Source organism: Pseudomonas putida (assembly GCF_022627325.1).
GTDB classification, from domain to species: Bacteria; Pseudomonadota; Gammaproteobacteria; order Pseudomonadales; family Pseudomonadaceae; genus Aquipseudomonas; species Aquipseudomonas putida_X.
This window is the reverse complement of sequence record NZ_JAETZZ010000005.1, coordinates 207,821-219,455: the sequence shown is the minus strand read 5'-3', so window position 1 is coordinate 219,455 and position 11,635 is coordinate 207,821. Positions and strand designations below refer to the sequence as shown.

Below are 11,635 nucleotides of genomic sequence, written 5' to 3'. Positions count from 1 at the left end.
AGCCCTAAAGCAACTTCCAAACCCGACGATAACCATTACGAAGGTTCTCTAGGCCACACCCGGCGGACGCCAGGGCCGGAAGCCGCAGTATCCATCCAACGAGGAATTCGTCATGGCTTTAACCGTAAACACCAACACCACTTCGCTGGGCGTGCAGAAGAACCTGAACAAAGCTTCCGACGCGCTGAGCACTTCGATGACTCGCCTGTCTTCCGGCCTGCGTATCAACAGCGCTAAAGACGATGCTGCTGGTCAGCAGATCGCCAACAAGCTGCAGACCATGGTTACCGGTACCACCGTTGCCATCAAGAACGCCAACGACGGTAACTCGATCACCCAGACCGCTGAAGGCGCGCTGTCGGAAATCACCAACATCCTGCAGCGTATGCGTGAACTGGCTCTGCAGGCACGTAACGACTCCAACGGCACCACTGAACGCGCTGCTCTGAACAAAGAATTCGCGGCCAAGTCCGACGAGATCACTCGTATCGCGACCTCCACCACCTTCGGTACCAGCAAGCAACTGCTGAACGGCACCGCTGGCACCATGGAGTTCCAGGTTGGCGCGATGACTGGTACCAGCCAGATCCTGAGCGTTTCGATGACTTCCTCGTTCGCTGCTTCGACCCTGGCTGTCGGCACTGGCACCCTGGCGATCTCGGGTACTTCCGACTCCGCCGTTCACACCTCCGTCGACGCCGCCATTACCGCGATCGACGCTGCTCTGCAGACCGTTGACACCAAGAAGTCGGACCTGGGTGCTATCCAGAACCGCTTCCAGTCGACCATCAACAACCTGCAAAGCATGAACGAAAACTCGGCTGCCGCCATGGGCCGAGTTCAGGACACCGACTTCGCCGCAGAAACCGCTCAGCTGACCAAGCAGCAGACCCTGCAGCAAGCTTCGACCTCTGTTCTGGCTCAGGCTAACCAGCTGCCATCCGCCGTACTGAAACTGCTTCAGTAATAGCGCGATGAAGTTCAGCGAGGGAGTGCTCATGCGCTCTCTCGCTTTTTACTTTTTAAAGGTGATGTGCGATGGACATAAGCGTGAAGTCAAGCCCGTCGTATCCGATGTCGTCGCTGCTTGGCGGCGTCGAGCACAATGCTGCGGCTGACAAGGTTGCGGGTCAGCTGCGCAAGACATCGCAGGAAGACGCTCCCAAGAGCGAGGCCGAGTTGCAATCGGCCGTCAAGGAAATTCAAGATTTTGTCCAGTCGTTGCAGCGCAACCTGGAATTTTCGGTGGATGATTCCACCGGAAGGTGGGTCGTCAAGGTCGTTGCCCGCGATAGCGGTGAGGTGATCCGTCAGATCCCGTCGGAAACAGCGCTCGAACTGGCCCGAAGCCTGCAAGATTTCAACAGTCTGCTCTTCGATGAGAAAGCCTGAAAGCTGGTCGGTCAGTTGAATTGTTACGCCGGCGCTGATGAGGCAACTCTGCGTTTGGGCGTTAACCAGTAAGGAGGATGTAATGGCAAGTCCAATTCTACCGAGTTTGGGGCTGGGTTCCGGTCTCGATACCTCGGCCATTGTGAAGGCCCTGGTTGATGCCGAAAAGACTCCCAAGCAGAGCCAGCTCGACCGCCGCACGTCGGCGAACACCGCATCGATTTCGGCGGTGGGTAGCCTCAAAAGTGCGTTGACCGCCTACAAGACGGCGCTGGAGAAGCTTAACGACAGTGCCAACCCTGCGTTTCTCGGGTCCACGGCAGCCTCCTCCAACGACAAGTACGTCAAGGCCACTGCCGGCAGTGCGGCAGTCAACGGGAGCTACTCGATCCAGGTTACGCAGCTGGCCACGGCGTCGCGCGTAGCCAGTCAGCGCTTCACCGACAGTAGCTCGGTCGTTTCCGCCAGTGGCGGTACGTTGACCATCACCCAGAATAGCGTCGACTTAGATGTGACCATTCCGGCCAACGCTACGCTGCAGCAGGCGCGTGATGCGATCAACGCCCAGGCGGGCGGCAAGGGCTTCACCGCCAACATCGTTAACGACGGTACCGGTTCGCGGTTGGTGTTGAGCTCCGAAACCATGGGCGAAGGTTCGGATATCTCTACCTCGGGAATCGCTGATTTGACCATCGACCCGACAACGCAGATGACCGACGCGGGGGGTGCTGGCCGTATTGGCGATGTCGCAAAAGATGCCGAGTTCGATATCGATGGCATGAAGCTCACCAGCAAGTCGAACAAGGTCGATAACGCGATCAGTGGCATGACGTTCGAGCTGCTGTCCAAGACCGAAACGCTCAGCCCGGTCAGTGTCACGGTGGCTGCGAACACTGAGGGCCTGAAAAAGTCGGTGCAGTCGTTCGTCGATGCCTATAACGCGTTGGTAAATACGATCAACAGCGTGAGTGTCTCGACCAAGGCGGCAGACGGCACCTGGAACACTCCGGCTCTGTCGGGTGACCCAGCAGTGCGCAGCATGCTGACGGCCATGCGTAATGAGCTGGTGGTCTCGGGTACCGGTGGTTCGGGGCAATTGACGGTGCTGTCGCAGTTGGGGATCAATACCGCTCAGAGTAGCGGCCTGCTGGAGTTTGACAGCACCAAGTTCACCAAGGCGATCAATGATCAGAAGCTTGGTGGTGAGGTGCAGAACCTGTTCAATGGCGACGGCGGCTTGCTCGATCGCATGGTCAAGACCATGGAGCCGTTCTCCGCGTCTGGTGGTGTGCTGGATGAGCGCAACAAGTCGCTTGAGGTTGCCAAGAAAAGCCTGACCATGGAGCAGAGCTCTTTGGATGCCCGCATCAAGGACCTGGAGGCGTCATTGACCAAGAAGTACAACACCATGGACACCTTGGTCGGGCAACTCAATGCTCAGCGCGACAGTGTTGTTTCCATCTTTGAAGCGATGGCGGCACAGCAGAAGAACTCCTGATCGGCCATGGGCTACATGGCAGGGCTGCGGCATCACGCTGTGCGATGCCGCGCCCGTGCTACGATTTACGCAAGACAAACAAACGCCAAAAGCCCGACGAGGCGTGACGCTCAGTCGGGCATTTTTGTATTCTTCCTAAAGTTTTTTGACGCCGCGCCGATAGCCCGGTCATACAGCAACCCTGCGGTGACGAGGTACCCATGAATCCAATGTTAGCCCTTCGGCAGTACCAGAAGATTGGCGCCCAGGCGCAGACCTCCGAAGCGAGCCCGCATCGCCTGGTGCAGATGCTGATGGAAGGTGGTCTGGACCGCATTGCCCAGGCCAGCGGCGCGATGCAGCGCAAGGATATCGCCGGCAAAGGCATCGCGATCGGCAAGGCTATTGGCATCATTGGTGGCCTGCGCGAAGGTTTGGATCGTGACAACATGACCGACGAGCTCATTCGTCTCGATGGTCTCTACCTGTATATGACTCGCCGTCTGAGTGAGGCCAATATCCAGAATGATCCGGCGATTCTGGATGAGGTCAGGGACTTGCTGAGCACTGTCAAGGAAGGCTGGGACGCGATCGCTCCGCAGTCGATGGTTCCCTGACCCGGGAGGTTTCATGAGTAAGGTGATCGAGGGTATCGAGCGGACCCGTAGCGCGTTGCTTGCTGCGTTGGCCAGTCGTGACTGGGAAGCGGTAGGGGAGCTTGACCTGAAGTGTCGTCTTTGTATCGAGGAGGTTCTGGCCGAAGCGCTCAGCAATGAAGACGCGGTACGCTCAAGTCTTGAGGGCCTACTGGCGGTCTACGGGCAGTTAATTGATGTTGCAAGCGGTGAACGTCAATCTATAGTCGATGAGATGACGCAAATCCGTCAGGCGAAAAGTGCCGCCAAGGTATACCATCTGTTCACTTGACCACAGATGTCCTAAAAGCCGTGCGCCATTAATTTGACTGCATACTTTTTTTTGACTTTACTAGTGGCTGTTTTCGAATTTCAGACGTCCGAACACTGACCATTCAGTCTGAATGATGTCGCGCACGCCTTCGGGCGCCGATATGACTAGGGAAGTTGCTATTGCATGTGGCGTGAAACCAAGATTCTCCTGATCGATGACGACAGCGCCCGCCGCCGCGATCTGGCGGTGGTCCTGAACTTTCTCGGCGAAGAAAACCTGCCCTGCTCCAGCCAGGATTGGCAGCAGGTGGTGGGGGCGTTGTCTTCCAGTCGTGAAGTGCTCTGCGTGCTCATCGGAACCGTGAATGCTCCAGGCAATGTGCTTGGGTTGCTTAAGACAGTGGCTGGGTGGGATGAGTTCCTTCCGGTGTTGCTGATCGGCGAAATTTCTTCTGCGGAGTTCCCGGAAGAGCTTCGTCGACGCGTGCTGTCCAACCTTGAGATGCCGCCCAGCTACAGCCAGCTGCTCGACTCCCTGCACCGGGCCCAGGTCTATCGCGAGATGTACGACCAGGCCCGTGAGCGCGGCCGTCAGCGCGAGCCTAACCTGTTCCGCAGCCTGGTTGGCACCAGCCGCGCCATCCAGCATGTTCGGCAGATGATGCAGCAGGTCGCCGACACCGACGCCAGCGTACTTATTCTGGGTGAGTCCGGTACTGGCAAGGAGGTGGTCGCGCGCAACCTGCATTACCACTCCAAGCGCCGCGAAGCGCCGTTCGTGCCGGTCAATTGCGGGGCGATCCCGGCCGAGTTGCTGGAGAGCGAACTGTTCGGCCACGAGAAGGGTGCGTTCACGGGCGCCATCACCAGCCGTGCCGGGCGTTTCGAGCTGGCCAATGGCGGCACGCTGTTCCTCGACGAGATCGGCGACATGCCGTTGCCGATGCAGGTCAAGCTGCTGCGTGTGCTGCAGGAGCGTACCTTCGAGCGGGTTGGCAGCAACAAGACCCAGAGCATCGATGTGCGCATCATCGCCGCGACCCACAAGAACCTTGAGACCATGATCGAGGGTGGGACCTTCCGCGAAGACCTGTACTACCGCCTCAATGTATTCCCGATCGAGATGGCGCCGTTGCGTGAGCGTGTGGAAGACATTCCGCTGCTGATGAACGAGCTGATTTCGCGCATGGAGCATGAGAAGCGTGGCTCGATACGTTTCAACTCTGCTTCGATCATGTCGCTGTGCCGGCATGGTTGGCCGGGTAACGTCCGCGAGCTGGCCAACCTGGTCGAGCGCATGGCGATCATGCACCCGTACGGGGTGATTGGTGTGTCGGAGCTGCCGAAGAAATTCCGCTACGTCGACGATGAAGACGAGCAGTTGGTCGACAGCCTGCGCAGTGACCTGGAAGAGCGCGTGGCTATCAACGGCCATGCGCCGAGCTTTGCCAGCCATGCCATGCTGCCGCCTGAGGGGCTGGACCTCAAGGATTACCTGGGCAGCCTGGAGCAGGGGCTGATCCAGCAGGCGCTGGACGATGCCAACGGTATCGTGGCGCGGGCGGCTGAACGTTTGCGTATTCGCCGCACCACCCTGGTGGAGAAGATGCGCAAGTACGGCATGAGTCGCCAGGGCGGTGAGGAACAGGCGGAAGATTGACTTCGCCTGTACCGCCACTATCGCCGGCAAGCCGGCCCACATGGATGTGCGCCGGCTTTTAGAAATTTTGCTTGCACAGGTAAAGCGCAGGCCTGAAGAGCAGCGCGGTCGTGGTGGGAGCCGGCTTGCCGGCGATAGGGCCCGAGCAGGCAGCACAAACCCCCAGCCCCGGCACGGCTATTGCTACACCGCTGGCATCACACCGTTTTTATGACGGTCAGCCACGCGAGAGAGCACGATGCCCCAGGCCGCCCACTTTTCCCGAGTCCCTGATCCGCAGGGGCCTACCCCCGTCGAACAGGAGAGTCGACAGGGGCTGGAGCAGGCGTTCGCCCTGTTCGACCAGGTCTCCACCCAGCTCAACCAGTCCTACAGCATGCTCGAGGCCCGCGTCAGTGAGCTCAAGGGTGAACTGGCGGTAGTCGGCGCCCAGCGCATGGCCGAGCTGAACGAGAAAGAGCGCCTGGCCAATCGCTTGCAGAACCTGCTGGCCCTGCTGCCCGGCGGGGTGATCGTCATCGATGACCAAGGCCTGGTGCGCGAAGCCAATCCGGCGGCCTGCGAACTGTTGGGTGAACCCTTGCTCGGCCAGTTATGGCGCCAGGTGATCGCCCGCAGCTTCGCCCCGCGCAAGGATGACGGGCATGAGGTGTCCCTGCGCGATGGCCGCCGCTTGTCCATTGCCACGCGTTCGCTGGATGCCGAGCCAGGGCAGTTGGTGCTGCTCAATGACCTGACCGAAACCCGTCGCCTGCAGGACCAGTTGGCACGCCATGAGCGCCTGTCGTCATTGGGGCGCATGGTCGCTTCGCTGGCCCATCAGATACGCACACCGCTGTCGGCAGCCATGCTCTATGCCAGCCACCTGGCCGAAGACGAGCGTGAGCTTGCGCCAGAGACCCGCCGGCGTTTCGCCGGCAGCCTCAAGGAGCGTCTGCACGAACTGGAACACCAGGTGCGCGACATGCTGGTGTTCGCCCGGGGCGAGCTGCCACTGGGTGACCGGGTGAGCCCAAAGGGCCTGTTCCAGGCCTTGCAGCAAGCCGCCCAGCCACATGTCCAGGGCCATGCCGTGCGTTGGCAGTGCGACAGCCACTTGGGTGAGTTGCTGTGCAATCGCGACACCCTGGTCGGCGCCATCCTCAACCTGATCGAGAATGCTCTGCAGGCCAGCGTTGGCGCTGCGCGGCTCAAAGTGCACCTGTATCGGCGCGAACACACCCTGCACCTGTGCATCAGTGATGCCGGCAGCGGCATCGATGCCGAGCTCCTGGGGCGGCTCGGTGAGCCGTTCCTCACGACCAAGGCTACCGGCACCGGGCTCGGCTTGGCCGTGGTAATGGCTGTGGTGCGGGCGCACCACGGTAAGTTGCAGCTGCGCTCCAGGGTCGGGCGCGGCACCTGTGTGAGGGTGGAGTTGCCATTGATCGGCGGGCAGCCTGCGGAGGTCGCATGATGCTCATCAAGGTGTTGTTGGTCGAGGATGACCGGGTACTGCGCCAAGCGCTTGGCGATACCCTGGAGATCGGCGGTTTTGCCTATCGTGCTGTGGGCAGCGCTGAAGAAGCGCTGGAGGCGGTGCAAAGCGACGGCTACAGCCTGGTCATCAGTGACGTGAACATGCCGGGCATGGATGGGCATCAGTTGCTGGCGCACCTGCGCCGCCAGCACCCGCAATTGCCCGTGCTGCTGATGACTGCTCACGCTGCTGTGGAGCGCGCTGTCGAGGCGATGCGCCAGGGCGCTGTGGATTACCTGGTCAAACCCTTCGAGCCCAAGGCGCTGCTGAGCCTGGTCGAGCGTCACGCCGCCGGGCGCCTGAGTGCGGTCGAGGACGATGGGCCGGTGGCCTGCGAAGCTGCCAGCCGTCAACTGTTGGAGCTTGCCGCGCGTGTGGCGCGCAGCGATTCGACCGTACTCATCTCGGGTGAGTCGGGCACGGGCAAGGAAGTGCTTGCGCGGTACATTCACCAGCAGTCGCCGCGTGCGGCGCAGCCGTTTGTCGCGATCAACTGCGCGGCCATCCCGGACAACATGCTCGAGGCCACTTTGTTCGGCCACGAGAAAGGCGCTTTCACCGGCGCCATTGCCGCGCAGGCCGGCAAATTCGAGCAGGCTGAGGGCGGCACGCTGCTGCTCGATGAAATTTCTGAAATGCCTCTGGGCCTGCAGGCCAAGCTGTTGCGTGTGTTGCAGGAGCGTGAGGTTGAGCGGGTAGGGGGGCGCAAGCCGATTACCCTGAACATCCGCGTGCTGGCAACCAGCAACCGCGACATGGCCGGTGAAGTGGCGGCCGGGCGTTTCCGTGAGGACTTGTTCTATCGCCTGTCGGTGTTCCCGTTGGCCTGGCAGCCGTTGCGCGAACGTGCCGGCGACATCCTGCCCTTGGCCGAGCGCCTGCTGGCGCGGCACGTGGCGAAGATGAAGCATGCGCCGGTGCGTCTGTCGGCGGCGGCGAAGGCCTGCCTGCAGGCCCATGCCTGGCCGGGCAATGTGCGTGAGCTGGACAACGCGTTGCAGCGGGCACTGATCCTGCAGCAGGGTGGGGTGATCGAAGCGGCGGATTTTTGTCTGGCCGGCGGCATTCCCTTGTCGGCGGTTGCACCCGCCACGCCGCTGCCCGTCGCGGTCGAGCCGGCAGCTGATGCCGGTGGCCTGGGCGATGACATGCGCCGCCACGAGTTCCAGATGATCATCGACACCTTGCGTGCCGAGCGCGGTCGCCGCAAAGAGGCTGCCGAGCGACTCGGCATCAGCCCGCGTACCTTGCGCTACAAGCTTGCGCAAATGCGCGACGCCGGACTGGACGTGGAAGCCAGCCTTTTTGGGTGAGCTACAAGCTACAAGCTACAAGCTACAAGCTGCAAGCTGCAAGCAAGAGCAAGAGCAAGAGCGCCGCAGTCCAGCTTGCAGCTTGAAGCTTGAAGCTTGCAGCTCCCAGCTAGCTGGCACTGTTGTTGCTTTAGAAGGGCTATCCGCCGCATGAGTGTCAAAAAAATGCGGCAGCCGGAGAGAGAAGTTCATGAGCCAAGGTGTTGAATTCAATCGTCTGATGCTGGACATGCGTGCCATGCAGGCCGATGCCATGTCGCTGCCCAAAGCCACTGCCGCGCCCGAATTGGCAGAAGGCCAGAGCAGCTTCGCCGACATGCTCGGCCAAGCCATCGGCAAAGTGCACCAGACCCAGCAGGCGTCGACCCAGCTCGCCAATGCGTTCGAGATCGGCAAGAGCGGCGTCGACCTGACTGACGTGATGATCGCTTCGCAGAAAGCCAGCGTTTCCATGCAAGCGCTGACCCAGGTACGCAACAAGCTGGTCCAGGCGTACCAGGACATCATGCAGATGCCGGTTTGAGGACGGAAGTAAGTCATGGCTGAAGCAGTCGTCGATAACGTCCCCGCCAAAAGCGGCCCGCCAGCGTCCAAGCCGCCGCTGTTCGGCATGGCGTTTCTGGAAAACATCTCGCAGATGCCCATGCTGCGTCAGATCGGCCTGCTGGTCGGGTTGGCGGCGAGCGTGGCGATCGGCTTCGCCGTGGTGCTGTGGTCGCAGCAGCCCGATTACCGGCCGCTGTACGGCAGCCTTGCCGGTATGGACACCAAGCAGGTCATGGATACCCTGGCCGCTGCAGACATCCCCTACAACGTTGAGCCCAATTCCGGTGCTCTGCTGGTCAAGGCCGACGACCTCTCCCGTGCGCGCCTGAAACTGGCAGCCGCAGGCGTTGCGCCTAGCGACGGCAATGTCGGCTTCGAACTGCTCGACAAAGAGCAGGGCCTGGGTACCAGCCAGTTCATGGAAGCGACCCGTTACCGCCGCAGCCTGGAAGGCGAGCTGGCCCGTACGGTCTCCAGCCTGAACAACGTCAAGGCCGCACGCGTGCACCTGGCGATCCCGAAAAGCTCGGTGTTCGTGCGCGATGAGCGCAAGCCCAGCGCCTCGGTCCTGGTCGAACTGTACCCCGGCCGTTCCCTGGAAGCCGGCCAGGTCATGGCGATCGTCAACCTGGTCGCCACCAGCGTGCCCGAGCTGGACAAGTCGCAGGTCACCGTGGTCGACCAGAAGGGCAACCTGCTCTCCGACCAGCTGCAGGACACTGCATTGACCATGGCTGGCAAGCAGTTCGACTACAGCCGCCGCATGGAAGGCATGCTCACCCAGCGTGTGCACAACATCCTGCAACCGGTACTGGGCAACGACCGCTACAAGGCCGAGGTGTCTGCCGACCTTGACTTCAGTGCAGTGGAATCCACGTCCGAGCAGTTCAACCCGGACCAGCCGGCGCTGCGCAGCGAGCAGTCGGTCAACGAGCAGCGTGCCAGCAGCTCGGGGCCGCAAGGTGTGCCTGGCGCGCTGAGCAACCAACCGCCGGCAGGTGCAGCAGCGCCTGAAAACGCCACCGCCGCAGCCCCTGCTGCCGGTGCGGTCCAGCCTGGCCAGCCGCTGGTGGATGCCAACGGCCAGCAGATCATGGACCCGGCTACCGGCCAGCCAATGCTCGCGCCATACCCGGCCGACAAGCGTCTGCAAACCACCAAGAACTTTGAGCTTGACCGCTCGATCAGCCACACCCGCCAGCAGCAGGGGCGCCTGACCCGCCTGTCGGTGGCGGTAGTGGTCGATGACCAGGTCAAGGTCGACGCCGCCGGCGAGACCACCCGCGCGCCGTGGGGCGCCGAGGACCTGGCGCGCTTCACCCGCCTGGTGCAGGACGCCGTGGGCTTCGATGCCAGCCGTGGCGACAGCGTCACGGTGATCAATGTGCCGTTCGCTGCCGACCGCGGCGAAGAAATCGCCGACATTGCGTTCTATCAACAGCCGTGGTTCTGGGACATCGTCAAGCAAGTGTTGGGCGTGGTGTTCATTCTGGTACTGGTGTTCGGCGTGCTGCGCCCGGTACTCAACAACATCACAGGCGGCGGCAAGCAGGCTGCTGCAACGGACAGCGACATGGAGCTGGGCGGCATGATCGGTCTGGATGGCGAACTGGCCAACGACCGCGTCAGCCTGGGTGGCCCGACAAGCATTCTGTTGCCAAGCCCGAGCGAGGGTTACGAGGCACAGCTCAACGCAATCAAAGGCCTGGTGGCCGAAGACCCGGGCCGTGTCGCCCAGGTCGTGAAAGAGTGGATCAACGCCGATGAGTGATAACCGAGCCGTTACCGCCAAGCTGAGCCGCACCGACAAAGCGGCAATCCTTTTGCTCTCGCTGGGTGAAACCGATGCCGCCCAGGTGCTGCGGCACATGGGCCCCAAAGAAGTCCAGCGGGTCGGTGTGGCCATGGCTCAGATGGGCAACGTGCACCGCGAGCAGGTCCAGCAGGTGATGAGCGAGTTCGTCGAGATCGTCGGCGACCAGACCAGCCTGGGCGTAGGGTCCGACGGTTATATCCGCAAGATGCTCAACCAGGCCCTGGGCGAGGACAAGGCCAACGGCCTGATCGACCGCATCCTGCTGGGCGGCAATACCAGCGGCCTGGACAGCCTCAAGTGGATGGAGCCGCGGGCGGTGGCGGATGTGATCCGCTTCGAGCACCCGCAGATCCAGGCCATCGTGGTCGCCTACCTCGACCCTGATCAGGCTGGTGAAGTGCTGAGCAACTTCGACCACAAGGTGCGCCTGGACATCATCCTGCGCGTGTCCTCGCTCAACACCGTTCAGCCAGCGGCGCTCAAGGAACTGAACCAGATTCTCGAGAAGCAGTTCTCGGGTAATTCCAATGCCGCACGCACCACCCTGGGTGGCATCAAGCGCGCCGCCGACATCATGAACTTCCTCGACAGCTCCGTGGAAGGTGCGCTGATGGACTCGATCCGCGAGGTCGACAACGACCTGTCGGAGCAGATCGAAGACCTGATGTTCGTCTTCAACAACCTGGCCGATGTCGATGATCGCGGCATCCAGGCGCTGCTGCGCGAAGTGTCCTCCGATGTGCTGGTGGTGTCGCTCAAGGGCGCCGACGAGCGGGTCAAGGACAAGATTTTCAAGAACATGTCCAAGCGTGCTTCGGAGCTGCTGCGCGACGACCTCGAGGCCAAGGGCCCGGTGCGCGTCAGCGACGTGGAGACGGCGCAGAAGGAAATCCTCACCATTGCCCGACGCATGGCCGAGGCCGGCGAGATCGTGCTCGGCGGCAAGGGCGCCGAGGAAATGATTTAAGCGGCAAGCCACACGCTGCAAGCGACAAGGGAAAGCC

At 61.5% G+C, this 11,635-nt stretch carries 11 protein-coding genes; all 11 read left to right on the top strand.

What is annotated here, in order from left to right; all coding sequences use genetic code 11:
• Positions 1 to 112: 112 nt before the first annotated feature.
• The 11 genes from JNA92_RS10325 to fliG all read left to right on the top strand — a co-directional run bounded on the left by JNA92_RS10325 (position 113) and on the right by fliG (position 11,598).
• On the top strand, positions 113 to 967 hold the full coding sequence (locus JNA92_RS10325; protein ID WP_012315533.1) for a flagellin domain-containing protein: 855 nt from the start codon (positions 113 to 115) through the stop codon (positions 965 to 967).
• A 71-nt stretch (positions 968 to 1,038) separates the two neighbouring features.
• The gene (locus tag JNA92_RS10320; protein ID WP_241804585.1) at positions 1,039 to 1,392 is read left to right on the top strand and encodes a flagellar protein FlaG; all 354 of its coding nucleotides are present in this window, start codon (positions 1,039 to 1,041) and stop codon (positions 1,390 to 1,392) included.
• A gap of 82 nt (positions 1,393 to 1,474) precedes the next feature.
• The gene (gene fliD / locus JNA92_RS10315; protein WP_241804584.1) at positions 1,475 to 2,890 is read left to right on the top strand and encodes a flagellar filament capping protein FliD; all 1,416 of its coding nucleotides are present in this window, start codon (positions 1,475 to 1,477) and stop codon (positions 2,888 to 2,890) included.
• A 200-nt stretch (positions 2,891 to 3,090) separates the two neighbouring features.
• Positions 3,091 to 3,486, top strand: coding sequence for a flagellar export chaperone FliS (gene fliS, locus JNA92_RS10310; protein ID WP_241804583.1), 396 nt, complete (start codon positions 3,091 to 3,093; stop codon positions 3,484 to 3,486).
• Between the two features lie 13 nt (positions 3,487 to 3,499).
• Complete coding sequence (locus tag JNA92_RS10305) at positions 3,500 to 3,796, top strand: flagellar protein FliT (protein WP_241804582.1); 297 nt, start codon at positions 3,500 to 3,502, stop codon at positions 3,794 to 3,796.
• 165 nt (positions 3,797 to 3,961) lie between these two features.
• The gene (fleQ, locus tag JNA92_RS10300; protein WP_241804581.1) at positions 3,962 to 5,437 is read left to right on the top strand and encodes a transcriptional regulator FleQ; all 1,476 of its coding nucleotides are present in this window, start codon (positions 3,962 to 3,964) and stop codon (positions 5,435 to 5,437) included.
• 238 nt (positions 5,438 to 5,675) lie between these two features.
• Complete coding sequence (locus tag JNA92_RS10295; RefSeq protein ID WP_241804580.1) at positions 5,676 to 6,893, top strand: sensor histidine kinase; 1,218 nt, start codon at positions 5,676 to 5,678, stop codon at positions 6,891 to 6,893.
• Positions 6,893 to 8,269 (top strand): sigma-54-dependent transcriptional regulator, encoded by a 1,377-nt coding sequence (locus tag JNA92_RS10290; protein WP_241804689.1) that lies wholly within the window; start codon positions 6,893 to 6,895, stop codon positions 8,267 to 8,269. The genes JNA92_RS10295 and JNA92_RS10290 overlap by 1 nt, the downstream gene beginning before the upstream one ends.
• Positions 8,270 to 8,459: 190 nt before the next feature.
• Entirely contained in the window at positions 8,460 to 8,792 is a 333-nt protein-coding gene (gene fliE / locus JNA92_RS10285; RefSeq protein WP_012315525.1) for a flagellar hook-basal body complex protein FliE, read from the top strand.
• A 15-nt stretch (positions 8,793 to 8,807) separates the two neighbouring features.
• The gene (gene fliF, locus JNA92_RS10280) at positions 8,808 to 10,586 is read left to right on the top strand and encodes a flagellar basal-body MS-ring/collar protein FliF (RefSeq protein WP_241804579.1); all 1,779 of its coding nucleotides are present in this window, start codon (positions 8,808 to 8,810) and stop codon (positions 10,584 to 10,586) included.
• The gene (fliG, locus tag JNA92_RS10275) at positions 10,579 to 11,598 is read left to right on the top strand and encodes a flagellar motor switch protein FliG (RefSeq protein WP_012315523.1); all 1,020 of its coding nucleotides are present in this window, start codon (positions 10,579 to 10,581) and stop codon (positions 11,596 to 11,598) included. Before fliF ends, fliG begins: the two co-directional genes overlap by 8 nt.
• Positions 11,599 to 11,635: the final 37 nt, after the last annotated feature.

Excerpts from the sequence above, each read along its gene's own strand:
- JNA92_RS10325 (WP_012315533.1), top strand. The coding sequence starts at position 113 with ATGGCTTTAACCGTAAACACCAACACCACTTCGCTGGGCGTGCAGAAG.
- JNA92_RS10320 (WP_241804585.1), top strand. The coding sequence starts at position 1,039 with ATGGACATAAGCGTGAAGTCAAGCCCGTCGTATCCGATGTCGTCGCTG.
- fliD (WP_241804584.1), top strand. The coding sequence starts at position 1,475 with ATGGCAAGTCCAATTCTACCGAGTTTGGGGCTGGGTTCCGGTCTCGAT.
- fliS (WP_241804583.1), top strand. The coding sequence starts at position 3,091 with ATGAATCCAATGTTAGCCCTTCGGCAGTACCAGAAGATTGGCGCCCAG.
- JNA92_RS10305 (WP_241804582.1), top strand. The coding sequence starts at position 3,500 with ATGAGTAAGGTGATCGAGGGTATCGAGCGGACCCGTAGCGCGTTGCTT.
- fleQ (WP_241804581.1), top strand. The coding sequence starts at position 3,962 with ATGTGGCGTGAAACCAAGATTCTCCTGATCGATGACGACAGCGCCCGC.
- JNA92_RS10295 (WP_241804580.1), top strand. The coding sequence starts at position 5,676 with ATGCCCCAGGCCGCCCACTTTTCCCGAGTCCCTGATCCGCAGGGGCCT.
- JNA92_RS10290 (WP_241804689.1), top strand. The coding sequence starts at position 6,893 with ATGCTCATCAAGGTGTTGTTGGTCGAGGATGACCGGGTACTGCGCCAA.
- fliE (WP_012315525.1), top strand. The coding sequence starts at position 8,460 with ATGAGCCAAGGTGTTGAATTCAATCGTCTGATGCTGGACATGCGTGCC.
- fliF (WP_241804579.1), top strand. The coding sequence starts at position 8,808 with ATGGCTGAAGCAGTCGTCGATAACGTCCCCGCCAAAAGCGGCCCGCCA.
- fliG (WP_012315523.1), top strand. The coding sequence starts at position 10,579 with ATGAGTGATAACCGAGCCGTTACCGCCAAGCTGAGCCGCACCGACAAA.